This window comes from Stenotrophomonas sp. ZAC14D2_NAIMI4_6 (assembly GCF_003086875.1).
In the GTDB taxonomy this organism is placed as follows: Bacteria; Pseudomonadota; Gammaproteobacteria; order Xanthomonadales; family Xanthomonadaceae; genus Stenotrophomonas.
Map to the genome: position 1 here is coordinate 2,398,576 of NZ_CP025996.1, position 24,552 is coordinate 2,423,127.

Annotated in this window: 17 protein-coding genes; 11 read left to right on the forward strand and 6 right to left on the reverse strand. The window is 67.2% G+C overall.

Annotated elements, in window-relative coordinates; all coding sequences use genetic code 11:
- Positions 1–94 precede the first annotated feature (94 nt).
- Complete coding sequence (locus C1933_RS11030; RefSeq protein WP_108753295.1) at positions 95–1,072, forward strand: zinc-binding dehydrogenase; 978 nt, start codon at positions 95–97, stop codon at positions 1,070–1,072.
- 319 nt (positions 1,073–1,391) lie between these two features.
- On the opposite strand, the gene betT is transcribed toward C1933_RS11030, so the two are convergent.
- Positions 1,392–3,371 (reverse strand): choline BCCT transporter BetT, encoded by a 1,980-nt coding sequence (betT, locus tag C1933_RS11035; RefSeq protein ID WP_108753296.1) that lies wholly within the window; start codon positions 3,369–3,371, stop codon positions 1,392–1,394.
- A gap of 351 nt (positions 3,372–3,722) precedes the next feature.
- On the opposite strand from betT, the gene C1933_RS11040 reads away from it, so the two are divergent.
- Complete coding sequence (locus C1933_RS11040; RefSeq protein WP_108753297.1) at positions 3,723–5,414, forward strand: P-loop NTPase fold protein; 1,692 nt, start codon at positions 3,723–3,725, stop codon at positions 5,412–5,414.
- 58 nt (positions 5,415–5,472) lie between these two features.
- Here C1933_RS11040 and C1933_RS11045 read toward each other — a convergent pair whose 3' ends face one another.
- Positions 5,473–6,393: a M14 family metallocarboxypeptidase gene (locus C1933_RS11045; protein ID WP_108753298.1), complete on the reverse strand. Its 921-nt coding sequence runs from the start codon at positions 6,391–6,393 to the stop codon at positions 5,473–5,475.
- A 131-nt stretch (positions 6,394–6,524) separates the two neighbouring features.
- Here C1933_RS11045 and C1933_RS11050 point away from each other — a divergent pair, with 131 nt between their 5' ends.
- Both C1933_RS11050 and C1933_RS11055 read left to right on the forward strand, forming a co-directional pair.
- Complete coding sequence (locus C1933_RS11050) at positions 6,525–8,603, forward strand: TonB-dependent siderophore receptor (protein WP_108753299.1); 2,079 nt, start codon at positions 6,525–6,527, stop codon at positions 8,601–8,603.
- Positions 8,604–8,665: 62 nt separating this feature from the next.
- Complete coding sequence (locus tag C1933_RS11055) at positions 8,666–10,438, forward strand: chloride channel protein (RefSeq protein WP_234414510.1); 1,773 nt, start codon at positions 8,666–8,668, stop codon at positions 10,436–10,438.
- Between the two features lie 19 nt (positions 10,439–10,457).
- Here the strand turns inward: C1933_RS11055 and C1933_RS11060 are convergent, their stop codons facing one another.
- From C1933_RS11060 to C1933_RS11075, 4 genes are all read right to left on the reverse strand, one after another.
- A complete protein-coding gene (locus C1933_RS11060; protein WP_108753301.1) occupies positions 10,458–10,748 on the reverse strand; it encodes a hypothetical protein in 291 nt (96 codons plus the stop codon).
- Between the two features lie 120 nt (positions 10,749–10,868).
- Positions 10,869–11,702, reverse strand: coding sequence for an OmpA family protein (locus tag C1933_RS11065; RefSeq protein WP_108753302.1), 834 nt, complete (start codon positions 11,700–11,702; stop codon positions 10,869–10,871).
- A gap of 62 nt (positions 11,703–11,764) precedes the next feature.
- Positions 11,765–16,318, reverse strand: coding sequence for a YadA-like family protein (locus C1933_RS11070; protein ID WP_108753303.1), 4,554 nt, complete (start codon positions 16,316–16,318; stop codon positions 11,765–11,767).
- 200 nt (positions 16,319–16,518) lie between these two features.
- Entirely contained in the window at positions 16,519–17,499 is a 981-nt protein-coding gene (locus C1933_RS11075) for a helix-turn-helix domain-containing protein (RefSeq protein WP_108753304.1), read from the reverse strand.
- Positions 17,500–18,193: 694 nt separating this feature from the next.
- Here C1933_RS11075 and C1933_RS11085 point away from each other — a divergent pair.
- From C1933_RS11085 to C1933_RS11115, 7 genes are all read left to right on the forward strand, one after another.
- The gene (locus C1933_RS11085; protein WP_108749830.1) at positions 18,194–18,397 is read left to right on the forward strand and encodes a Flp family type IVb pilin; all 204 of its coding nucleotides are present in this window, start codon (positions 18,194–18,196) and stop codon (positions 18,395–18,397) included.
- A 99-nt stretch (positions 18,398–18,496) separates the two neighbouring features.
- Positions 18,497–19,024 (forward strand): A24 family peptidase, encoded by a 528-nt coding sequence (locus C1933_RS11090; protein ID WP_108753306.1) that lies wholly within the window; start codon positions 18,497–18,499, stop codon positions 19,022–19,024.
- Positions 19,021–19,494 carry a TadE/TadG family type IV pilus assembly protein gene (locus C1933_RS11095; RefSeq protein ID WP_108753307.1) on the forward strand — a complete coding sequence of 158 codons (474 nt, stop codon included), beginning with the start codon at positions 19,021–19,023 and terminating at the stop codon, positions 19,492–19,494. The genes C1933_RS11090 and C1933_RS11095 overlap by 4 nt, the downstream gene beginning before the upstream one ends.
- 24 nt (positions 19,495–19,518) lie before the next feature.
- Entirely contained in the window at positions 19,519–20,559 is a 1,041-nt protein-coding gene (gene cpaB / locus C1933_RS11100) for a Flp pilus assembly protein CpaB (RefSeq protein ID WP_108753308.1), read from the forward strand.
- 18 nt (positions 20,560–20,577) lie between these two features.
- Complete coding sequence (locus C1933_RS11105) at positions 20,578–21,936, forward strand: type II and III secretion system protein family protein (protein ID WP_108753309.1); 1,359 nt, start codon at positions 20,578–20,580, stop codon at positions 21,934–21,936.
- Between the two features lie 23 nt (positions 21,937–21,959).
- Positions 21,960–23,216 carry a fimbrial protein gene (locus C1933_RS11110; RefSeq protein WP_108753310.1) on the forward strand — a complete coding sequence of 419 codons (1,257 nt, stop codon included), beginning with the start codon at positions 21,960–21,962 and terminating at the stop codon, positions 23,214–23,216.
- Positions 23,201–24,550 carry a CpaF family protein gene (locus tag C1933_RS11115; RefSeq protein ID WP_108749836.1) on the forward strand — a complete coding sequence of 450 codons (1,350 nt, stop codon included), beginning with the start codon at positions 23,201–23,203 and terminating at the stop codon, positions 24,548–24,550. Before C1933_RS11110 ends, C1933_RS11115 begins: the two co-directional genes overlap by 16 nt.
- The last annotated feature ends 2 nt before the right edge of the window (positions 24,551–24,552 follow it).

Sequence of the window (24,552 nt, forward strand, 5' to 3'; positions counted from 1 at the left end):
CGAACGGTCGCAGGATACGGTGTTGCACACACCAACGCTTGTCGCCACCGGCGCTGGCCCCACATCACATCTCTCTTTCCACAGGACCTTCCCCATGCGCGCAGCCCTGCATGCTTCCTTCGGCGATCCGGCCACCGTATTGGCCGCCGGTGACGCCAACCTGCCGGTTCCCGGCCCCGGCGAGGTGCGCATCCGTACCGTACTGGCGCCGATCCACAACCACGATCTGTGGACCGTGCGCGGCCAGTACGGCTACAAGCCGACGCTGCCGGCCATCGGTGGCAGCGAAGGCCTGGGCACCATCGACGCGCTGGGCGACGGCGTACAGGGCCTGCAGATCGGCCAGCGCGTGGCTGCCGCGTCGGTGCACGGCACCTGGGCCGAAGCGTTCATCGCCCCGGCGCGCATGGTCATTCCGATGCCCGAGGCGATTGCCGATGAAACCGCCGCGCAGTTGATCGCCATGCCGCTGAGTGCGCTGATGCTGCTGGAATACCTGCAGGTGGAACCGGGCCAGTGGATCGTGCAGAACACTGCCAATGGCGCGGTGGGTAAGACCCTGGCCATGCTGGCCGCCGCGCGCGGCATTCCGGTGGTGAACCTGGTGCGGCGCGATGCCGGCGTGCAGGAGATGGCCGCGCTGGGCATCGCCCATGTGTTCTCCACCGCCAGCGATGGTTGGAAGGATGCGGTACGCGCGGTGCTGGGCGACGCCGGTGCCACTGCCGCGGTCGATTCGGTGGGTGGCACGGCCGCCGGCGATCTGGTGGGCCTGCTCGGTGACGGCGGCACCCTGGTGTCGTTCGGTTCGATGACCGGCGAGCCGATGCAGATTCCGTCGGGCGATGTGATCTTCAAGCAGGCCACAGTGAAGGGCTTCTGGGGCAGCAAGGTCAGCCAGGCGATGGCGGTGGAAGACAAGCGCCGGCTGGTGGGCGAGCTGCTGCAGCGCGCGGCCAGCGGCGAACTGAGGCTGCCGGTGGAAGGTGTCTTCGCACTGGACAATGTCTCCGCCGCAGTGACCGCCAGCGGCAAGCCCGGCCGCGGCGGCAAAGTGCTGCTGCGCCCCTGACCCAGGGTAGCGCCGGGCCATGCCCGGCGTTCGTGCATGACCGATAACGCCGGCCCGCCCGCTTGCCCGTAGAGTCGAGCTTGCTCGACTGCCGTCGCCAGAAGCAGTCGAGCAAGCTCGACTCTACCAAGCATCATGCACGCCGGTAGCGCCGGGCCATGCCCTGCGTTCGTACATGACCGATAACGCCGGCCCGCCCGCTTGCCCGTAGAGTCGAGCTTGCTCGACTCCCGTCGCCAGAAGCAGTCGAGCAAGCTCGACTCTACCAACCATCATGCACGCCGGTAGCGCCGGGCCATGCCCGGCGGCCCGGCCACCATCACCGGCTCAGATGCAGGAACTGCAGGTGCCGTTCGTACTGGCTGATGATGTCGTTGATGATCTGCTTGCGGCTGTATCCCACCAGGTCGTAATCCTGGCTGCCTTCGAACAGATGCACTTCGGCGCGGTAATAACGCTGGTTGCGCAGCTGCTGTGCGGCGAACGACGGCGTCAGGTAGCCGCTGAGGATCACCCGGTACAGGAAGTCCTGCTGCTCGCCATGGTTCACCGACAATTCCATGTCGCCGGCCTCGAAGCGCGTGCTCACCTCCCAGCCCTGCCCGCTCAGCTGTTCGGCCACCGCTTCCATTGCCGGCTTCACCGTGTCATCCATGAAGCGGTACACCTGGTCACGCACCGGGAAGTGCATGGCTTGGCTCAGGCGCTGGCGCCAGCCCTGGTGGTGGCGGTCATCGCCAATCAACGGCGACGGCCGGAACTGTTGCGCCCGCTCGCGGTGTGATTCGTCACTGAAGGCGCGGGTCAGGCCCCACATCATCAACAACAGCACCGCCGAAAATGGAAGCGAGGCCAGCACCACCGCAGACTTCAACGCGTCGATGCTGCCGGCCAGCAGCAGGCCGGCGGTCAGCACCGCGATCACCGTGCCCCAGAACACGCGCAGCCAACGCGGGCCGTCGTCTTCCGGCGCGCCACCGTGCGAAGACAGCGTGGACAACACCACCGCACCGGAATCTGCCGAGGTCACGAAGAAGATGAAGCTGACCAGCACGGTCACTGCGATCACCACGCGGCTCCACGGGTAGCCGTCCAGCAGCGCGTACAACACCGTGGGCGGGTCATCCACCGCCAACTGCGCCAGCTGCTGCTGGCCATGGTGCAGCACCTGGTCCAGCGCGCTGTTGCCGAAGATCGACAGCCACGCCAGGGTGAACCCCAGCGGGATCAGCAGCACGCCGAACACGAATTCGCGGATGGTCCGCCCGCGCGAGATGCGCGCGATGAACAGGCCCACGAACGGCGCCCAGCCGATCCACCACGCCCAGTAGAACACCGTCCAGCCGCCCAGCCATTCTGGCCGCCCGCCGTAGGCGTAGACATCGAAACTCTTGCCGACCACGCTGCCCAGATAGTCGCCCAGGTTCTGCATCAGCGTGCTCAGCAGGTACTGCGTGGGGCCGGCGCACAACATGAACAGCACCAGCGCGATGGCCAGCAGCATGTTGATGTTGGCCATCCAGCGCACGCCTTTTTCCACCCCGGACACGGCCACCACCACCGCCGCGCCCATCATCGCCACCACCAGCAGGATCTGCACCAGGTTGGAATGCGGCACGTTGAACAGGTGGGTCAGGCCAGCGTTGAGGTGCAGCACGCCAAAGCCCATGTCGGCGCCGATGCCGAACACGGTAGCGACGATACCCAACGCGTCCACGGTGTAGCCAATGGGGCCGTTGATGCGCTTGCCGATGAGCGGGTACAGCGCCGAGCGCAGCGCCAGCGGCAGGTTGTGGCGATAGGCGAAATAGGCCATCGCCATCGCCGCCAGGGCGAACACGCCCCAGCCGTGCAGGCCCCAGTGCAGGAACAGCAGCTGCATGGCCTGGCGCGCACCGGCCTCGCCGGCAGCGGCATCGCCCTGCGGTGGCTGCAGGTAGTGGGTCAGCGGTTCGGAAACGCAGAAGAAGAACAGGGTGATGCTGATGCCGGCGGCGAACAGCATGCCGGCCCACGACAGATAGCTGAACTCGGGTTCGTCATGGTCGGCGCCCAGCTTGATGCCGCCATAGCGCGAAAGCGCCACGCCGACCACGAACACCAGATACAGGGTCATGGCCAGCAGGTAGTACCAGCCCACGTTCAGCGCGGCCCAGTCCTGGGCCTTCACCAGCAGGCGGCCGGCACCCAGCGGGAACAGGCTGACAAACAGCGCGAACGCCACGACAACGATCGCCGCGAAGGCGAACACAGGCCGTAGGGTGCGCACCGGGGAAGGTTGCGGCTCCAGTGCTTCCATGGGGCGGCGGTCTCCGGTCGATCAAAGAATGAGCCGGCCGAGTCTGGCTGAACCGCAGTGGACGCCGCATGAAGTGCCCCCGCGCGATGACAGCGGGGGGACAGGCCGGGCGTGCTAGCGGGGTCGCGCAGGTAGGCCGGGTACAGTTTGCGCTGTCGACCACATGCGCGAGCCCATGCGCACCCAAGCTGCCGCGCGCCCCATCCGAGCCGACAGCGTTCTGGCTAGCCCGAGCACCACGAGACATCGACACCCTCAGGTCCGGCACGGAGACCACGCCTGCGCGAAAAACAATTCAAGAGCAGTTTGGTTATCCGCTACTATCGAGAACCATGATGCAAGGAAGCAACGATGCCTCGTTACAACTTCATACTCAATGAACATTCCAGCGGAATTCTCCACGACGTCCAATCAAAGCTGGAGAAAGCCCTGAATGAAACCGATGCAAAGGTAATTTCAATCAGCGGCCCGTGGGGCTCGGGCAAGACCCATTCCGTTGACAAGACGCTGAAAGAGATACGCGAGAGCCGGAGAATCAGAATCGCCCGTGCCTCCTTGTTCGGTGTAAGAACAATTGCGGAACTGAAGCTCGCGCTTCTCGACAGCATCGCCTCGTCGGCAGGGGGCATCCGATCATCAATCCAGAAGAAACTGGGGTGGGCCAGGAATGACCTTCCCGCCGTGTTGGGCAAAGTCCACACGTTGGGCCCCTTGGCGAACGAAATGGTCATGCTCTGGTCAACGCGCGCGCTGGCGGGTCATCTGATCGTACTTGATGACATCGAGCGAAAGCACGACCAGCTGGAGATGAGCGAGCTGTCCGGATTCATTGAGAATTTCAAGCTGAACCACGGGGCGCGCTTCATCCTGGTAATGAATGATGAGAAGCTCGCCGACGTCTCCGAATGGAGAGAGGTACACGAGAAGATCATTGATCGCGAAATCAACCTCAGGCCCCGCCCCAGCGATTCGCTTGCAGTAGCAATGGCAACGGAAAGCAAACTCAAGTCCGCCCTGGACCCTCTACTTGCCGGATGCGGGATAACCAACATAAGGGTGATCAAGAGAATAATAACTGAGGCCAACCGAGGCCTCCCGGCAGAGGTATCGCCGGACAGCGCGACTGCGCGACTTTTCCTGGCTCCGTTGGTTTTCATTCTCGGCACTCACCTGCGCGCAAGAGCAGGACAGAGTACAACTCACACCAGCTTCCGACTTGAAATGGATGGCGAGCTGGTCCTTGACGCGGAAAGCGAGAAGGCTGCGGAGAACATCGGCATTCAACGCAGGCATGCATTGACGGCATGCGTGATTGAACTGATCCATTCCGGAGCGCTTCCGCAGGATCGAGTGAGGCAGATCCTGTCGCAAGAATTCAGCAACGAGGACCAGCATGCGCTGTCGGAGGAAATAAGGAGCATATCGAATGACTATGACTGGGACCCTGACTGGACCGACAGCGCCTCTCATGCGGCAGCTGCCACAGCTGCACTCTCTGCAGCCAGACACCTCAATCATCAGCTGCTCAGCCGAGCGCTCCACATGCTCGAGCACATTGGAAGCCCGCCAGAGACAATGAAAGAGGCGCTTCTGGAGTACGGTCGCACTACCCGATCGATCACGAGTAGAGACCTAAAGAGAATATCCAAGGACGAAGCCGAAAGACTCCATGAAAAACTGAAGAGCCAGCTGCAGGAGGAGGGACTGGTGGATCACGCACCGAAGAAGGAAGCAGACCAGAATTCCTATGACCCGGATCTCTACAGGATGTCGATCATCGGCACATTCGGCTATTCAAGCGCAACTGATCAACAGAGCGCAGAGTGGTTTGCTGCCCAACTCGAGAAAGTGAACTCCGAAGAACTACGCAGTTATGTTGTCGATCTCCTTGACAGGGGAGGATCACCTTCCTTGGCAGAGGAACACGTCAGCTATGCCCGTGCATTCAGCGACGCGTGCAGGCTGTTCATATCCAGTACCCAGCATCGCCGCCGCGCCCGAATGGTCCAGTTGGCATTGGAAGGAAACCGACCCATGCGCTAGGGCTATGGCACCCGATGGCCCTGAACACCGGCGAAAAGCTGATCGAGCGCCATACCCGTCAGCCCTTCGCCAACGCGTACTCCAGTGCCGAACACACCGCCGCCACCTGCGCATCGTTGCACTGCTGCGGCGTGGCCCGCGGGCTGTCGGGGTAGACCTCGGTGGTGGTGGTGAACTTCGCACCGGTGATGCCAGCGCACAGACCCAGCTTCACCAGCGGGTATTCGATCACCCCATGCGCCACCACCGGCGAACCGATGATCTCGCCCTTGTCGTCGGCCGGGGCGATGTGGGTCACCTGCTCCACTGCGGCGATCACCGCCTGCTGGAACGCCGGCTGCGGGTTCTCGCTGTCATCGACCAGGTAGAAACCATCGGGAATCAGGCCCGGCTCGAACGGCTTGCCATCGCGCGCGGCCAGCGCCGGGCGGAACTCGCTTTCGTCGCTGTCGGTGGTCTCGTGCAGGTCGATGTGCAGCACGAACTGGCCCTTGTACGGGGTGATCAGCTCGATCAGGGCGGTCGATTCGCGCGCCGGGCCGTCGGCGCGGAAGTTGCGGTTCGGGTCGATCGCATCATGGTTCCAGCGGTTGATGCGCTCGTAACCCCACGGGTTCACGCACGGGGCCACCAGCACATTGGCCTGGCCGGCATAGCGACCGGCCTGCTTTTCCAGAAACTCCAGCGCGCCCATCACCCCGCTGGTTTCGTAGCCGTGCACGCCGCCGGTGACCAGCACGGCCGGCAGCGCCGGGTTCCAGTTGTGGCTGCGCAGGGCGAACAGGGTGTAGGTCTCGCCGGCGTAGTCCAGCTGGCCGTAGGCCACCTTGTCGAAGCGATCGGCCAGCGCCTCGATGCGCGGCAGCACGTCCTGCTCGTAGCGGCGCAGGCGCTGCTGGCGCGCCTGCCACTGCGCACGCTCGGCCGCGCCCCACGGCTGGCCAAGGGTTCCGACGGGGTAGAAGGCGGCGTGGGACATGCAGTTCTCGCGGTATCAGGAAGCAGCCCAGCACTTTAGCACCGGGGCCACGGCACTGAACGGGCGGGCGATTCCCTTCCTTCAACCAATCAGCAATAATTCTCATTTACCACCCTTCCTGACCTGCCCCGATGCCTACCCCTACCCTGCGCCCCGGCGCGCGCCTGCCGCTGGCCGCCGCCCTTGCCCTGTGCCTGACTGCCACCGCCCAGGCGCAGGACAGCGCCACCACCCTGGACAGCATCCAGGTCTCGGGCAGCTGGCTGGGCACCGGCCTGCATGACAGCGTGAAGCGCTTCGCTGGCGCCCGCACCGTGGTCGGCCGGCAGAGCATAGACGCCAGCGGCGCGGCCAGCATCGGCGATGCCATGCGCCGCATTCCCGGCGTGCAGGTGACCGACAATTCCGGCACCGCCGGCAGTTCGATCTCGCTGAACATCGGCGTGCGCGGCCTGACCGGCCGCTACTCGCCGCGCTCCACCGTGCTGCTGGACGGCGTGCCGCTGGCGGTGGCGCCGTACGGCCAGCCGCAGCTCTCCTTCGCGCCCACCAGCCTGTCCAACATCGAAGCGATCGACGTGGTGCGTGGCGGCGGCGCGGTGCGCTACGGGCCGCAGAACGTGGGCGGCATCATCAACTTCAGCACCCGCGCCATTCCCACCGAGGCCGGCCTGCACGGCGAGGCCGGGGTGCGCTACAGCGCCAATGACCACGGCGGCGGTGACAGCACCCAGTACAACGCCTTCCTGGGCGGCACCGCAGACAACGGGCTGGGCATGGCCCTGCTGTACTCCGGCCAGGATGGCCGTGGCTGGCGCCAGGGCAGCGATGACCGCTTCGACGACCTGGCGCTGAAGTTCGCCTATGCGCTGGACGAGCGCCAGCAGCTGCGCGCCAAGCTGTCCTACTACAACGTGCGTTCGCTCACCCCCGGCGGCCTGACCCGCGCCCAGTACGAAGCGGACCCGTTCCAGAACACCCGCCCGACCGATTTCTGGAAGGGCCACCGCGCCGGCATCGACCTGGGTTACACCAACACCCTGTCCGACACCCGTGAGTTCGAAGTACTGGCGTATTACAACGAAAGCAACCGCGCCAGCGCGCTCATCAACGCCGCCAACACGCAGATCACCGTGCAGCCGCGCGACTACCGCGTGCTGGGTATCGAGCCGCGCTATACCCAGCGCCTGCAGTGGGGCAGCACCGTGCATGACGTGACCGCCGGCTACCGTTTCCTGCGCGAACGCGGCAACGACCGCAGCTACACCATCACCCGCCGCACCGGCGCGGAAAGTGCCACCACCCGCTTCAACAACGCCACCGACGCGCATTCGTTCTACATCGACGACCGCATTGCCGTGGGCCAATGGCGCATCACCCCGGGCGTGCGCATGGAGTGGATCGACATGGACCGCCGCCAGGCCGGAGGCGCGGCCACCTTCAGCAGCCGCAACGACAAGGCGCTGCCGTCGCTGAACATCGCCTACCTGCTGACCCCGCAGCTGACCGTGTTCGGCAACTACACCACCTCGTTCGGGCCGGTGCAGAACATCCAGTTGAATTCGCAGACCGCCAGCAACCCGCTGAACCCGGAAGTGGCCAAGACCACCGAACTGGGTGCGCGCTGGCAGGACGGTGCGCTGCGCGCGGAAGTGACCGTGTTCAAGATGCGCTTTGACAACCAGATCCTGCAGGTGCCGGGCATCACCCCGGCCACCTTCCAGAACATCGGCGCCACCGACCACAAGGGCGTGGAAAGCGCCGTGGCCTACCAGTTCGCCGAAGACAGCGCGCTGGCCGGGCTGGAGCTGTACGCGAACTACACCTGGACCAAGGCGATCCAGCAGTCCGGTGACAACCGCGGCCTGGATGTGCCGTTCTATTCGCGCGACACCGACAGCGTGGGCGCCCGCTATGCCCTGTCGGGCTGGACCTTCAACCTGTCCAGCACCCACCAGAGCGGCCAGTTCTCCGACGCCGCCAACACCTGGGCCGAGAGCGCCGATGCGCGCGTGGGCCGCGTGCCCGGCGTGCGCCTGTGGAACGCGCAGGTGGCCTGGCAGGTGCCGGGGCTGAGCGACAGCGAGATTGCGCTGGGCGTGAACAACCTGGCCGACAAGCGCTGGTACACCCGCAACGTGGACGGCAATGCCGGCCGCATGGTGGCCGCGCCACGCACCTTCTACGTGCAGGGCCGCTACCGCTTCTGAGCGCCTAGCCGCCTGATGCGGTGACGGTGGCGATCACGGTGGCGGCGTATCATGCCGCCACCATGTCGCCCACCGCTTCGCCATCGCGCCTGCATCTGGCCTTCCAGGGCCTGCGCCTGCGCCTGCGTGGCAGCGACCTGTGGTTCATTGCGCTGGCCCTGGTGGTGGGCCTGATCGCCGGCGGCCTGACCCTGCTGCAGGCCGGGCTGGCGCGCAGCCTGCAGGCCAGCCTGTATGGCCTGGACGACTGCATCCGGCTGAGCTCGTTGCCGTCCCTGCCGTGGACCGCGCTGCTGGTGCTGCCGCTGGGCGGCCTGCTGGTAGGCCTGGTCAGCCTGGCCGCCAGCCGCCTGAAGCGCCCGCTGCTGGATGCCGTGGAAGCCAATGCCCTGCACGGCGGCCGCATGTCGATGCGGGACAACCTGATCGTGCTGGTGCAGACCCTGCTGTCCAATGGCAGCGGCGCCTCGGTCGGGCTGGAAGCCTCGTACACGCAGATGGGCGCGGGCAGCGGTTCGCAGCTGGGCCGGGTGATGCGCCTGCGCCGCAACGACGTGCGCACCCTGGTGGGCGCCGGTGCGGCTGGGGCGATCGCCGCCGCGTTCGGCGCACCGCTGGCCGGCGCCTTCTATGCCTTCGAAATCGTGATCGGCGCGTACACGCCGTCGGCCCTGGCGCCGGTGGCGGTGGCCGCGCTGGCCGGTGCTTTCGTGGCCGACCAGGCCGGCATGGATGCCTACCTGCTGCCGGCCGCCGCCACCATCGACGTGCGCGCCGCCGACTATGCGATCTACGGCCTGCTCGGCTGCTGCTGCGCGATGGTGGGCATCCTGATCATGCGCCTGATCGCCTCGATCGAAGGCGGGGTGAAGCGCAGCCCCCTGCCCGCCTGGGGTCGCCCGGTGGTGGGCGGCCTGCTGCTGATTCCGCTGGCGCTGGCCAGCCCACAGGTGCTGTCGTCCGGACATGGCGCGCTGCACCTGGACCTGACCACCCACCTGCCGCTGATCTGGATCGGCGGGCTGCTGACCCTGAAGTGCCTGGCCTCCGGCATTTCGCTGGGCTTCGGCTTCCGCGGCGGGCTGTTCTTCGCCTCACTGTTCATGGGCACCCTGGTGGGCGCGCTGTTCGCCGGCCTGTTGGCGCTGGCCACCGGCGTGCCGGTGATCGATGCCACCTCGGCCGCACTGGCCGGCATGGCCGCGCTGGCCGCGGCGGTGGTGGGCGCACCGATGACCATGGCCATGCTGGTGCTGGAAGGCACCCACGACTTCCTGCTGACCAGCGTGGTGATGAGCGCGGTGCTGGTATCGAGCACGCTGGTGCGGCAGTGGTTCGGCTACTCGTTCTCGACCTGGCGCATGCACTTGCGTGGCGAGAACATCCGCAGTGCGCGCGACGTGGGCTGGATTCATACCCTCAGCGCCGGGCGGATGATGCGCAAGGGCGTGGCCACCGCGCCGGACAGCCTGGACGCGGCCACCTTCCGCCAGCGCTTCCCGCTGGGCTCGGGCACCCGGGTGATCCTGATCGACGGCGAAGGCCACTATGCCGGCATCGTGCAGATTGCCCGCCTGTTCGGCGACGGGGTGAAGGCCGATGCACCGCTCACCGATTTCGCCGAGAACCGCGACGTGGCCCTGTCGGCCAGCGCCGACGTGGTAAGCGTGATGCAACGCTTCGACCAGACCCAGGCCGATGAGCTGGCCGTGGTGGCCAGCGATGGCCAGGTGCTGGGCGTGGTGTCCGAGGCGTTCGTGCGCAAGCGCTATGCCGAAGAACTGGACAAGCGCCAGCGCGAACTGATGGGCGAACGGGTGGACGACAGCGAATAGGCCCGGCGCGGGCGCGAGGCTACAACGCCTCGCCGGCGTCGGCCAGGCGCGATTCGATCAGCGCCTGCCACTGCTGCAGCAGGTCCACCAGCATGTCCAGTTCGGCATCTGCGCGCTGCGCCCGGCCACTGCGCAGGCTGGCCTGGGCTTCCTGCAGCTGGGTCAGGAAGCCCAGCACCGTATCGGCCTGCACGATCAATCCGGGCAGGCGGCGGCCGGGGATGCGCACCACCGCATGGTTGCCCAGCGGCCCGTACACCGTCAGCGTTTCATCGGTCTTCATGCGCAGGGGCAGGAATTGGGCATTCATCGTGGGCACCGGGTAAAGCCTGGACCACCGGCAGGCAGGGTGACGGGGGAGACGTAGCCCTGCCCGCCGGTAGACCAGGGGGAAAACACGCCGAACAACGCACCGCCGCTGGCAAGGCTGTCAATGCGGCTGCGCCACACCGGCGATCTGCACGCGCCGGTTCGGCGCCAGGCATGCGATCAGCTGGGCGCGATCGCGCTGCGCGCACTGCACCAGGGGGTCGGCAGCGCCGCGTCCTTCCGCACGGATGCTGGTGCCAGGGACCCCGCCCTGGACCAGCGCACTGCGCACGGCCTCGGCGCGCCGTTGCGACAGGTGCTGGTTATACGCGGCGCTGCCGATGCGGTCGGTGTAGCCCACCACCTGGATGGACTGCACCTGGCTGGCTTCACGCACCTGCCCCAGCACGCCCTGCACCACCTGCTGCCCGTTGGCGCTCAGGGCGGCGCTGTCGAAGGCAAACAGCGCATCGGCGGACAGATGCAGCGGTTGTTCTGGCAACGCGGCGGCCGGCGGCGGCGGCGGCGGACGCGGCGGGTCGAGCACGGCGGCGCAGGATTCGGGCTTCCAGTAACCGCCCTGGGCAATGCCCTTGTCATCGAAGCGCACCTGGAACTGGCAGGTGAAGTATTTGGCGCCCTGCGCGGTGCGGAAGTTGAACAGGTAGTTCCACTGGCGCACGCCCCACATGCCCTCGTTGAAGTGCGGCGTGCCCAGCAGGGTGTACAGCTGGCGCTTGCTCATGCCCGGCGCGAACCGGCGCAGATCGGCGATGTCCGGGTAGATGCCTTCCTTCAGCGAGGCCTTGCGCGCCTCCGGGAACACCACGCTGGCTTCGGCCGGGCCATCGCCTGCCGGTGCGTGGCTGCGGCAGGCGGCCAGCAGGCCGGCCACCAGCAACAGCACAAGCCAGGCGACGATGCGGCGCGATTGCAGGATGCGATGCAGTTTCATGTGCTTCCCCCTGTTGTACGGAACAGCGCCGCCGGGATGCGTTGGCGCCCCGGCGGCGTGCTTCACCACTGGATGCCGGCACCGACGGCCACGCCGGCTTCGCCGCGGCTGTTGGTGGAACCGCTGAACTTGTAGATCCAGCGCCCGCCTTCGGAGACACCGGAGATACCGACCGCCACACCCGATTCGCCGTTGTAGCTGCCAGCTGCGAACGAGGCCATGTTGCGGCCCGCTTCGCTGGGCTGCGGCAGCGAAGCGGTGGCCATGGCCGAGGCCACGCCTGCCGAGGCACGGCTGTCGGTCTTGCGCAGGTTGCGCTCGAAACCGCCCATGCGCTCATCGGTATAGGCCTTGGACCAGTCCAGGGTCTGCGCCATGCCCGACTTCAGCTGGTCCACGTTCACCGCATCGGTTCCGGCCGTGCCGGCGGCCACGTTGCGCACCGTGGTCGGGCCGCTGCTGGTACTGCCCAGGGTGACGCTGTTGTAGTTGGTGGCACCGTTGGTGGTGGTGTCGTAGCGGATGTTGCCCTGCTGAGAGGCCTGCAGCTGGCGCACGTTCACCGCATCGGTGGCGGCGCTGCCGTCGGCCACGTTCACCACCTGGCGTTCTGCGCCGGCCGCGCCGACCGACACCGTGTTGGCACGGTCGGCCACCGAACCGGCGCCCAGCGACACGGCATTATCGGCTTGCGCCTGGGCGCCGTTGCCAAGTGCGGTGGAGTTGGCCCCGGCCGCCACCGAACCGGCACCACCAGCGGCGGAATTGGCGCCGGTGGCGGCCGGATCGGCCAGGTTGTTGCTGTTGTTGGCGCGGAAGCTGCCTGCCACGTTGGTGATGTTCTGGATCTTCTGGTCGGTGTAGGCCTTGGACTGGTCGATGGCGTAGGTCACTCCGTTGTTCAACTGGCCCACGTTCACCGCATCGTAGGTGTCCGAACCATCGGCCACGTGGGTCACCTTGCGTTCGCTGCCGGTGCTGCCCACCGACACTTCGCCGGCCGAGTTGCTGGCACCGGTCTGGCCATAGGCGCCGGTGTAGCCGCTCTGCGCGCCCACGCTGGCCACCGCGCCGCTGCCCAGGGCCACGCTGTTGTCGGCGCTGGCACTGGCCCCGTTGCCCACCGCCACGCTGCCGGCACCGGCCGCACTGGCCTGCGGGCCCAGCGCCAGCGCTTCGGCGCCAGCGGCGGTCGCGGCGGCGGCGGTGGAGTTGACCGCCAGATACGGGCTGCTGCCGCCGCTGCTGATGCGCTGGTTGAGCACCTGCAGCGAACCATCCACGGCGGAGAACGCGGCGGTGACGTTGCTGTAGTCGTTCTGGATGAGCGTGCCATCGGTGGCGATGGAGGAGATGCGGAAGCTGGGCGCCACCCACAGGCCGGTGTTGCCGTCGTAGGTGGTACTGCCGCCGAAATAGCTGGCCACCGTGGTGTGGGTGGCGAACAGCTGGTCGCCGGTGATGGCATCGCTGCTGCCGGCCAGGATGCTGCCGGCGGCCACGTTGGTCACTTTCACCGGCGCGCCGCCGGTACCGCGCAGGCTGATCGAATCGACCACGTTGCCGCTGCCGTCCACGTCGTACTTCACCGCGCGTGCGTCCAGCTCGTCGCTCTGCTCGGCCACGTTGGCCAGCGAGACGCTCACCGCATCGAACGCGGTACCGACGTCGTTGTAGCTACCCTGGCTGAGCGAGCCATCGGCGGCCACGTTGTTCAGGGTGTAGGTGGGCGCCAGCACCACACCGCTGGCATCCACCGTGGCGCCGCCGCCCAGGTGGGTGGCCAGGGTCTGGTTGGCCGCGAACAGCTGCGCGCCATTGATCGCCTCGGTGCTGGCCGCACTCAGCTGGCCAGGGCCCAGATTGCGCAGCGTGGTGGCGGTGCCTGTCTGGCCCAGGGTGGCGCTGGCATAGTTCACGCTGCCATCGCCATTGAGGTCATAGCGCAGCGCGCCCTCTTCCGAAGCCTGCAGCTGCGACAGGTTCACCGCATCGGTGGCCGCCGTGGCCGCGGCAACATTGGTGATCTGCCGCTCTGCACCGGCCGCGCCCACCGACACCGTGTTGTCACGGTCGGCCAGGCTGTCGGCACCGACGGCGATGCTGTTCGCAGCGGCCGCCTGCGCATTGCTGCCCACCGCAATCGAATCGGCCCCTGCTGCGAGGGCTTCCACACCGGTGGAATTGACCCGCAGGTACTTGGTGCCGCCGTTGCGGATATCGGTGATCTGCGTGTTGAGATTGACCAGCGAGCCATCCACGGCATCGAAGGCGTCGGTGGCGTTGTCATACAGGCCCTGCGCGATCGCGCCGTCGCTGCCGATCGTGCTGATCTGGAACAGCGGCGCAGTGAAGGCACTGGTGGCCGGATCAAACGCGGCCTGGCCGCCGAAGAAGCGCGCGATGGCATCGTTGCTGGCGTAGAGCTGCGCGCCATTCACTGCTTCGGTACTGCCGGCATTGATCGCGCCGGCGGCCAGGTTGGCCACCGTGGTGGCGCCGGTGCCATTGCCCAGGGTGACGCGGGTGTAGATCGGATCGCCGGCACCGTCCAGATCGTAGGTGACCGCCGCATCGCCCACTGCCTGGATCTGCGAGATGGCGCCCTGCAGCTGGGCCACGTTCACCGCATCGGTGGTGGCACTACCGGCGGCCACGTTGGTGATCTGGCGTTCGCCGCCGTTGGCGCTGCCCACTGACACTTCGCCGGCCGACACCTGCGCGGTGGTCAGGCCGTAGGCGCTGTAGCTGGCCTGGGCGCCGCGCACCGCGGCCGAGCGGAAGCCCAGTGCAACCGAATTGGCCTGGTTGGAGGTCGCTTCGGCACCCAACAGGGTCTGTCCGTTCGCGGTGCCGACTGCGCTGTCGCCGACGATGACCGAATGGCCCATGCGCGCGGCGTAGTCGGCGGTGGGCACGCCGGTGGGATTGCTGGGGTCATTGGTGCCGTTGCCGGGGAAGGCCACGTTGGCATCGACCTGCGGCAGTTCGTGGCGGGCATTGGCGCCGATCACCACTTCGCGCGAGCCGTTGGCGTAGGCGCCGTCACCCATCAACACCTGGTAGTCCTGCGCGGCATTGACCGCCCAGCAGGAGATGTCGGCCAGGCCGATGTCCAGGCACTTGCCGGCCCATTCGGGCGAATCGGAGGGCAGCAGCAGGCCCAGCAGGCCGCCGGGATTGCCGTTGTTGATGTTGTAGATGTAGCTGTCGGAGGTCACCCCACCGATCAGGGTCAGATGCGAATTGCCGCCAGTGACCGCACCGCCCAGGCCGTTCAGCGTGCTGCCCACCGGCGAGGCGTTGACCAGCGGAATACCCAGTGCGTTGACCGCCGAATAGGTCTGCATGACGTTGGCGGTGCTGACCCGCAGGTTGCCGTTGCTCAGGTAGCCATCGCCGCCAAAGAGGCCGTTGGTGGTCGGGCCGATCAGCGCGCTCAAGCCGCCAACCACGCCGCCGTTGCCGATGATCAGCCCAGCGTTGGGATCGCCGGCGACCGGCGCCTTGCCGGTGCTGGCGGCAATGGGCGACGGCGAGGACAGGCCCAGGCCGCCGACCGCCCCACCGACCAAACCACCCACGGCGCCGGTCAGGTTGCCGACCGTTCCGTTCAAATCGCCATTGAGCAGGCTTCCCACCGCGTCGCCCACCCCGCCCAGCGCCGAACCGACGCCGTTCAACAGGCCGCCCAGGCCGAGCGCGGAGGTCTGGGCGGTGGCGGTCGCGTTGGCGGCCAGCTTGAGGTTGCGGTCGGCCACCACCGGCTGGCCATCCAGGCCCTGCACGCGCACGTTGCCCGCCACGCCGGTATCGAAGGCGGCGGTGATCGCGCGGTCGTCGGTATCCCCCGGGGTTTCTTCCTTGGCCGGCAGGGTGACCGCAGCGGTTGCGGCCACATCGGCATCGCCTTCGATGCGCTGGCCGATGACCGCCAGCTTGGCACCCACCTTGCCATCCACCGCCGCCTTCAGCCCGGCCGGGTCAACGCTGCCACCCACAGTGACGCGGGGCGCGGCGTCGACCGCGGCCACCGTGTGACCGCCCACGCCGACGTTCGCCTTCGCGTTGGCCTGCACCGTTGCCGCCAGCGGCGCCTGCGCCGAAGGCTGCAGTGCGGCGGTCACGCCCGTATCCAGCGCGACCGCTTCGCTGCCGCCCAGTGCGACCGATGCGTTGAGCTGGGCGCCCAGCGCCGGTGCCGACTGCGCCGGCGCAGCCAGCGTCACGTTGACCTTGGCCGGCAGCACGTTGCGCACGATCGGCAGCGCGCCGGTGTTCAGTTGCAGCGCAACGCGCGCATCGGCATTGGTTGCGGTGTTGGCCTGCGCCGCCCGTGCCGCCAACGCCACTTCGGCATCGACCTTCACCGGCATCGTCTGCGTGTACTTGGCTGCCAGCGCCTGCAGGTCACGCAGCGACTGGTTGCTTTCGGTCGCGTGCGCTGTACCGCTGGCCAATACGCACAGCAGCGCCAGGGCGAGCAGGCTCGGTGCCGGCATCGCGCTGCGCGCGTCGTGCAGGGTGGCGCCGGCGTTATCACCGGTGGCCAGTTCCGAAGCGACCACCATGGCATTGAGCTGGCGGTTCCAGACGCGTCGGTAGATGCGGTTCATGAGCAATTCCCCCGTAGGCGTACAGCTTGAAAGTCAGTGGAGTGCCGCAAGGCAGGTGACTGACATTTCGCGCCTTTCCGCGCGCACGGGGCACTTCATTCCGGCACGGCAATCGCGCATTCCGGCAAAACGACGGCCAGATTCGGCAGCCGGATATGCAAAACCGGCAGAACCGGGTATTCAGCAACGCAGGGAGTAACTCAGGCCGGTTGGCCGATCTGTGCCGGTGCGCGCATCAGCGTGTCGCGCGGCAGTTCGCCAAATACCTTGCGGTAATTATCTGCAAACCGCGAAAGATCCCACAGCCCGCAGCTCAGGGCGATGGCCTTCACCGAACGCCGACTGGAATCGGCCATGGACAGGCTGCGGCAGGCCGCGCACAGCCGCAGCATCGACAGGTAGCGGTTGGGCGAGGTGCCAAACAGATCCTCGAACGCGTAACGCAGGCCGCGCTCGCTGACCCCGGCGGCGTCGCAGATTTCATTCATATATATATTGCGACGCAGGTTGAGCCGCATGAAGTTCTCGGCGCGCTGCGCGATCAGGTAATGGGTGCGGCGCGCACGGCTGCACCCGGGGCGATCACCGGGGCCGGTGGCCAGCAGCGCCTGCACGTGCTCATGCAGCAGGCGCTCGGTTTCTTCGGCCTGCAGCACCCCGCCCTGGCCCAGCTGCTGGTGCAGCTGGTGATAATGCCGGGCCAGCGGCAGTTCATCGGCGCCCAGGTTGATCAACGAAAGCGCCTGCCCCGCCGGCGGCGTGCTGCGCAGGCTCAGCTCGGCCAGCTTGCGCTGCACGCGCTCCACCGGCACCAGCATCAGGGTCATCTGAGTGCCGGGGCTCAGGGTGAATTCGCTGATGCCTTCGGGAAGAATGGTCAATGCCATGCCCGGCGCCAGCGGCACGCCGTGGCACCAGCTGAGCGTGTCATCAGTGGTGTGCAGATACCCCAGCATGGCCCAGTCCGGTGGCAGCATGAACCGGCCACGGCAATGGAAGCCGCAGTGCAGACTGCAGAACAAGGCTTCTTCGTGCACCCGCGAAGCGAATGCCGCGCGCGGACCGTTGCCATCCAGCAGCAGCAGTTCCACGTCGCACACCCGCAGCACACCGCTGAGTGTGGCCAGGTCGATTGACCTGAGCCCGCTGTCGGCGCCGTCCGCCACCCCACCATCGACCATGACAGTGTCTTCCCCTGTTGGTTTGCCGCGCAGCACCGCCCCCACTGCCTTACAGGGCGCGTACTGCCTCCACGAACCTCCTGGTGCATGCCGACGGCGGCCTTCACAGATACCGCCCATCGGAAACCGCATAACCTTGAATGGGAGTATGCCCGATAATCGGTGTCCGTAAACAGATCACACTTTCGTTGCGGCCAACGCGTTCATTCCTGAATATAAACAGGGTTATGGCACAGTTTTCGCATGCAGCCATCACATAATCACGCAACCTGCACTTTCGTGAATCGTTGTGGCAGCCAACGGATATCGATCACAAAAGCGGCCTGAAATCTTCATGATTATTCCGGATCTGCCGAATTTGCATATAGGTTCCGGTTGCAGCCCACCCTCGTTCAGGCAAAGTCGATAGCACGGTGATCCGGCGTTGCAGCAGCGGCCGCACCCAGGGGGAACACGATGGACATGCGCAGCAGAACGACAGGCACGCACGACGGCCATGACCGGCCGGCTGCGCGCGCGTATGCGCCGATGCCGTCCCCCGGGAGCCGGATCTTCGCAGACGCGCCAGGCGGAACCATCCGCCCGGCCTCCTCCGCCAGGACGGCGAAGGCCCAGGGTTGATCCCGGCGGAGCCGGGCCACCACCCATGCAGTGCCCTGCAACACCATCTGACAGGTAGAGGGAGATCACCGTCATGAACGCTTCCATCAAGAAGTTCCTGAAAGAAGAAGACGGCGTTACCGCGCTGGAATACGGCCTGCTGGCCGCCGTGATCGCCGGGATCCTGGTGGCGGTCGGCAACGACCAGATCCGCGATTTCTTCGAAACGCTGTTCACCACACTCAAGAACGTGGTGACCAACGCAGCCGGCTCGGCCAGCGGCGGCACCGGCAGCTGACCGATCGCGCAGCTGCCGCCGGCCCGGTGCCGGTATCGCACCGCGATGCCGCGCCCGGGGCAGACGGAACAAGCGGGTAATGGACGACGAGGGTGCGTGATGACACTGCTGGGACTGCTGGCCATTGGACTGTGCCTGCGGGTTGCGATCAGCGACCTGTACGCCCGTCGGGTGCCCAACGCCTGGCTGCTGGCGGCGTGCGTGCTGGCGCTGCCGTGGTTGCTGGCCAGCCAGCTGACCGCCACGCCGCAACCGCTGGCGGCGCACCTGCTGGGCGCGGTACTGGGTTTGTTGGCGCTGCTACCGTTCCATCTGCTGCGCATGATGGGCGCCGGCGATGTGAAGTTCTTCGCGGTGCTGGGGTTGCTGCTGGGCTGGCAGGCGCTGTTGCCGGTCTGGATCGTCGCCAGTCTGGCCGCGGGACTGCACGCTGGCATCGTCGTGGCCTCGCGGCTGCTGGCACCGCGACTGCCGGCAACGCTGCAGGCGCAGCACTGGCAGGCCCACCCTGCCCTGCGCGACATGCAGCAGGCTCGACAGGGCCGTACGGGCACGCCCTACGCGAGCTATCTGGCCCTGGCGGCCATCGGCTGGCTTCTGGTCACCACCTATGGAGGCGCCGCATGAAGCGCTGCGCGCCACGCCGGCAACACGGCGCTGCCACGATTGAATTCGCGCTGATGCTGATGCTCGGGCTGATCCCGCTGCTGATGTTCACCTTTTCCGGGGTGATGATCATGGCCGCGCAGCAGACGCTGGCAACGGCGTCGGCCGAAGGCGCACGCGCATCGCTGCGCTATGCCAGCGCGAACGAGCGCCGGGTGGCCGCCTGTACTGCAGCACGCCGCTCGATGCAGTGGCTGCTGCAGTTTTCCAGCCAGGAGCCGGATTGCAGCGCTGGCGGCAGCGGCGCCATCGTCGTCTCCCCCTTGGCCGCATGCAACGGCCTGGCCAGCGCGCAATGCGTGACGGTCACGGTCAGCTATGACTATGCCGCCCACCCCTTCCTGCCCGGCACCGGCACGCTGTACGGCTGGGTGATGGGCGATCCGATCCGCAGCAGTGCCGTGGCCCAGCTCGATCTGGGCAGCAACTGACCCACGTACCAGGAGAGGCGAATCATGTTGAAGCTGACCCGCATCGCCGCCATCGCGCTGATCGCATTGGCCGTGCTGCTGGCCCTGGTCGCCTTCGTTGTGGGCCGCACGCCCGCCACCGCGCCGGCCGCCGCACCGATTGCCAGCCAGCCCGGCGCCGCCACCATTACCGTGGTGGAAGCCATTGCCCGTCTGCCCGCCGGTGAGCCGATCACAGCGGCCGGCGTACGCCTGGCCCAGCGCACCCAGCCGGTACCCGGCGCCCCCACGGACCTGGCGGCGGTGGTCGGCAAGGTGCCGGTGCAGGACATCGCCGAAGGCAGCGCGATCAGCCAGGGGCTGCTGGCGCAGGGGTTCTCGCTGCAGCTGCGGCCTGGCGAGCGCGCGCTGGCGGTGCCGGTGGATGAACTGGTCGGCGCCGGCAACCGCATTCTTCCCGGCGATTTCGTCGATGTCTTCATGAACCTGCGCAGCAACAACAATGCGATCAATGGCACACAGGACGTGGCGCAGACCCGCCTGCTGCTGTCGCGGTTGCGGGTGTTGAGCTACGGCCAGCAGGACATCGTTCCGGTTGCGGCGGAAGCGGCGGCGACCACGCCCGCCGACAACGACCCGCGCGCGGCCGACATCACCGGCGCCGGCAGTTCCAGCAGCACCAGCAAGGGCAGCGCCGAAGCCACCCAACCGGCGCGCAGCGCCGTGCTGGCCGTGCCGGTCGCCGAAGCAAACCGGCTGCTGCTGGGCGCGCAGCAGGGCAAGCTGTTCCTGGCCCTGCGCAATCCGGCCGACACCGGCCTGCCCGATGTGGCGCTGTTCGCGCCGGCCAAGGGCGTGCTCGATCCCGTGCGCGGCCTGGACGCCGAACAGCAGGCGGCGCTGCAGCGCCCCGAGAACAATGCCTTTGCCGGCCTGGACGGCGAAGCACTGGCCGGCAAGGGCCTGACCGAACGCGCCCCCGCCGCACCCACTGCACGTGCCAGCGCGCCGCGCCGCACTGCGCCGCGCCCGGCCGGCATCGAAATCATCCGCGGCGACAGCGCTGCGCCCCGCGGTTCCCTCTGACCGGATTCCGGAGCCTCCATGACCCAACGCCGCCACTGCATTGCCCGATCACTGCACCAGCGCTGGCTGGCCCTGCTGCTGGTGGTGCTGGCGCCTGCCACCAGCTTGGCTGCCGACGATCTGGTGCTGCAGGCACGTGAGCAGCGCCCGTGGACCCTGCCCGCCGATCTGGAACGGGTCGCCATTGCCGACCCCGGCGTGGCCGACATCGTGATGCTGCGTGGGCAGCGCCAGGCCCTGCTGGTCGGCAAGGCGCCGGGCAGCACCACGCTGCTGCTGTGGCACCGCGCGCGCGCCGAACCGCAGCGCGTGCAGGTGCGCGTGCAGAGCGCGGTGCAGGGCGCTGCGGGCGCCGCCGACAGCGGACTTTCGTTCACCCAGCAGGACCAGCAGGGCCTGCTGCAGGGAAGCACCGACAGCGTGCTGTCGCACATGCAGGCGCAGAAGACCGCCGCCATGGCGCTGGGCAAGGACGGCCTGCTGGCCGATGCCTCCACCATTGCCAGCGGCGGCGTGGTACAGGTGGAAGTGAAGGTGGTGGAATTCAACAAGACCGCGCTGAAGCAGATCGGCATCAACTTCCAGAACAAGAATGGCTCGTTCGCCTATGGCATCGCCCGCCCTGGCGGGCGCCTGCCCGGCGACACCGGCTTGCTGCCGGGCATGGAAGAAGGCGGCAGCGCCAACGAGGATGATTCGCCGCTGTCCTCCGCGTTCCGCCTGGTGTTCGGTTCCACCAAGCACCGCTGGAATGCCGACGTGGACCTGCTGCAGGCCAACGGCATGGCCCGCGTATTGGCCGAACCCACGCTGGTGGCGCTTTCCGGGCAGAGCGCCAGCTTCCTGGCCGGCGGCGAACTGCCGATCCTGGAACCGCAGGGCCTGGGCACCACCACCATCACCTACAAGCCCTTCGGCATCGGCCTGACCGTCACCCCCACGGTGCTGGCACCGAACCGCATTGCGCTGAAGGTCGCACCCGAAGCCAGCGACCTGGACTACAGCAACGCGATCGCGCTCGATGGCGTGCAGATCCCTTCCATCACCACCCGCCGCGCCGATACCACGGTGGAACTGGGCGATGGCGAGAGCTTCGTGATCGGCGGCCTGGTCAGTTCCAGCGTGGCATCGACGGTGAACAAGATTCCGCTGCTGGGCGACCTGCCGATCATCGGTTCGTTCTTCCGCAACTTCGACTACAAGCGCCAGGACAAGGAACTGGTGATCATCGTGACCCCGCGCCTGGTGCAACCGCTGGCGCGCGACACCGAACTGGCGCTGCCCGGCGAACAGGAAGCACGCCCGAACCTGCCCGAATGGGGCGCCTGGCTGCTGGGCCCGATCAGTCGCGACCCGGTACCGGGCTTCTCGCGCTGACCGGCCACTGCAAGGACACCCCCATGCCCTATGCCACCGCACAGCCGCTGCATCCCGCCGGACCGCCGATGAACCTGGTCCTGTATGGCATGGACCGCGATCTGCTGCCGCGCCTGGCCGCAAAGCTGCCGCCGGGCACGGCGCTGCATTGGCAGGACAGTACCCAGCCGACCTCCGCGCAGGACCTGCAACGCGGGCAGCAGAATCTGGTGCTACTCGACTTCCGGCCCGAGCATGCGTCGGCGTCCACCGTGCTGGCCCAGCAACTGCAGCAGACCCAGCCGGAGCTGGTGCTGGTGGCCGTGGGTTCGACCAGTGCCGGTCAGGTGGAAGGGGTGGTGCTGGCGTTGCGCGCGGGGCTGCGCGACGTGCTGGACCTGGACAGCGACAACGCGGGTATCGAAGCCGCGCTGCGGCGCGCGCTCTCGCCACGTACGGCGGCCGCCCCGCAGCAGGCGCAGAAGGCACGGCTGATCGTGCTGCTGGGCGTGCGCGCCGGCGTGGGCACCAGCACACTGGCCGCGCATCTTTCGGTGCTGGCCCAGCAGACCCATCTGCTGGCGCAGGGCGAAGCACACCCACAGGACGGCCTGCTGCTGGAGCTGGCGCAGCCGGCCGGCGACCTGGCTCTGTATCTGAACCTGGACAGCCGTTTCCACTACGAAGACGCCCTGCGCAACGCCAGCCGCATCGATGCCACGCTGGCGCGCACGGCCATGGCGCGCCATACCAGCGGCCTGGTGCTGCTGGATCGCGCCAGCGGCAGCGACGCGGTGCCGCCCTCCGATCCCGGCGCCCTGCTGCAGCGCCTGCGCGGGGTGTTTGCCAGCGTGCTGTGCGATGCCGGCGGCTGCCCGCTGCGGCAACTGCCGCCGCTGCTGCTGGAACAGGCCGACGAGATCTGGTTGATCGCCGATGCGTCCATCGCCACCCTGGTGTCGCTGGACCACGCGCTGAAGCATCTTTCCGGTCAGCGTGACCGCGAAAAACGCCTGCAGCTGGTCATCAACCGCCATGACGACAGCGCCGGCATGAGCCCGGAACAGATTGCGCGACGCTTCGAACTGCCCCTGCTGGCCACGCTGCCCGAACGCTCGCGCGTACGCACCGCAGCCAGCCACGGCCATCTGCTGCTGCAGGACGCCCCGCGCGACCCGTACCTGCGCGCCCTCGCCCCGCTGGTCCAGCGCCTGGACCCTGCTGCCTGCCCGGTGCAGCCGCACGGCCTGCGGGAAAGACTTGCCCTTGCCCTGGGTGGATCGCAATGGAAGACAAAGTAACCCTGTTCCCGAACGCCCTCGCCCGTGCCAGCGCCCCCGACGCGGCCCCGGGCGTACTGCCGTTCGCGCAGACCGAGCAGTACCAGAAGGTGCTGTCGGCCGCGCACGAACACCTGCTCAACAGCATTGAAGACGAGCGCATCGACATCGATTCCTGGGCGCCGGACACCATCGCCCGATGGGTGCAGGTGCAGACGGTCAGCTTCATCCAGGAATGGCGCATTCCCATCAATGAAGAAGAAATGCAGGTGGTGGCCGAAGGCCTGGTGAAGGAGTTGACCGGCTTCGGACCCCTGGACGATCTGCTGCATGACCCGACCATCGAAGACATCCTGATCAACGGCTTCAAGGATGTGCATGTCTCGCAGGGCGGGCAGCTCAAGCGCGCCACCCAGCGCTTCACCGACGATACCCACCTGCTGCGCATCCTGCGCCGCATCCTGGCCCCGCTGGGCCGCCGCCTGGACGATTCCAACCCGATGGTGGATGCGCGCCTGCCCAACGGCGGCCGCCTGAACGCCATCATCGCGCCGTTGGCGGTGGACGGCCCGATGGTCTCCATCCGCAAGTTCCGCAAGGACCCGTTCACCCCGGACGAACTGCTGGCCAAGGGCACCTTCGATGCGCCGATGCAGGCCCTGCTGAAAGCCATGGTGCTGGGGCGCTGCAACATCCTGGTGTCCGGCGGCACGAGTTCGGGCAAGACCTCGCTGCTGAACGCACTGGCCAGCTACATCCCGGCCAACGAGCGGGTGATCACCGTGGAAGACACCGCCGAACTGTCCTTGAACCACCCGCACGTGGTGCGCCTGGAAAGCCGCATCGGCGGTGCCGACGGCCACGGTGCGATCAGCATCCGCGACCTGGTGCGCAACAGCCTGCGCATGCGCCCGGACCGCATCGTGGTGGGCGAAGTGCGTGGTGCCGAAGTGCTGGAAATGCTGCAGGCCATGAACACCGGCCACGATGGCTCGATGGCCACCATCCACGCCAACACCCCGCGCGATTGCCTGTACCGCATCGAGATGCTGGCCGGTTTCGCCGGCTTCCAGGGCAGCGAAGACAGCCTGCGCCGGCAGATCGCCAGCGCCATCGACTTCATCGTGCAGATCTCGCGGCTGGGCAGCGGCCGCCGCGTACTGGTCTCGATCACCGAAATCACCGGGGTAAGCGACAACCTGATCACCACCCAGGAAATGTTCCGCCACGAGGTGCAGGTCGACGGCAGCGGGCGCGAAACCGACCGCTGGATCGGGCTGGGTTTCCACCCGCACTCGCACAAGCTGGAGCCCTTCCGCCAGCAGTTGCGCGATTCACTGTACGGAGACCTGTAAGC

Excerpts from the sequence above, each read along its gene's own strand:
- C1933_RS11095 (WP_108753307.1), top strand. The coding sequence starts at position 19,021 with ATGAAGCGCTGCGCGCCACGCCGGCAACACGGCGCTGCCACGATTGAA.
- C1933_RS11070 (WP_108753303.1), bottom strand. The coding sequence starts at position 16,318 with ATGAACCGCATCTACCGACGCGTCTGGAACCGCCAGCTCAATGCCATG.
- C1933_RS11115 (WP_108749836.1), top strand. The coding sequence starts at position 23,201 with ATGGAAGACAAAGTAACCCTGTTCCCGAACGCCCTCGCCCGTGCCAGC.
- C1933_RS11050 (WP_108753299.1), top strand. The coding sequence starts at position 6,525 with ATGCCTACCCCTACCCTGCGCCCCGGCGCGCGCCTGCCGCTGGCCGCC.
- cpaB (WP_108753308.1), top strand. The coding sequence starts at position 19,519 with ATGTTGAAGCTGACCCGCATCGCCGCCATCGCGCTGATCGCATTGGCC.
- C1933_RS11090 (WP_108753306.1), top strand. The coding sequence starts at position 18,497 with ATGACACTGCTGGGACTGCTGGCCATTGGACTGTGCCTGCGGGTTGCG.
- C1933_RS11085 (WP_108749830.1), top strand. The coding sequence starts at position 18,194 with ATGAACGCTTCCATCAAGAAGTTCCTGAAAGAAGAAGACGGCGTTACC.
- C1933_RS11075 (WP_108753304.1), bottom strand. The coding sequence starts at position 17,499 with ATGGTCGATGGTGGGGTGGCGGACGGCGCCGACAGCGGGCTCAGGTCA.
- C1933_RS11040 (WP_108753297.1), top strand. The coding sequence starts at position 3,723 with ATGCCTCGTTACAACTTCATACTCAATGAACATTCCAGCGGAATTCTC.
- C1933_RS11110 (WP_108753310.1), top strand. The coding sequence starts at position 21,960 with ATGCCCTATGCCACCGCACAGCCGCTGCATCCCGCCGGACCGCCGATG.
- C1933_RS11030 (WP_108753295.1), top strand. The coding sequence starts at position 95 with ATGCGCGCAGCCCTGCATGCTTCCTTCGGCGATCCGGCCACCGTATTG.
- C1933_RS11060 (WP_108753301.1), bottom strand. The coding sequence starts at position 10,748 with ATGAATGCCCAATTCCTGCCCCTGCGCATGAAGACCGATGAAACGCTG.
- C1933_RS11105 (WP_108753309.1), top strand. The coding sequence starts at position 20,578 with ATGACCCAACGCCGCCACTGCATTGCCCGATCACTGCACCAGCGCTGG.
- C1933_RS11065 (WP_108753302.1), bottom strand. The coding sequence starts at position 11,702 with ATGAAACTGCATCGCATCCTGCAATCGCGCCGCATCGTCGCCTGGCTT.
- betT (WP_108753296.1), bottom strand. The coding sequence starts at position 3,371 with ATGGAAGCACTGGAGCCGCAACCTTCCCCGGTGCGCACCCTACGGCCT.
- C1933_RS11045 (WP_108753298.1), bottom strand. The coding sequence starts at position 6,393 with ATGTCCCACGCCGCCTTCTACCCCGTCGGAACCCTTGGCCAGCCGTGG.
- C1933_RS11055 (WP_234414510.1), top strand. The coding sequence starts at position 8,666 with ATGTCGCCCACCGCTTCGCCATCGCGCCTGCATCTGGCCTTCCAGGGC.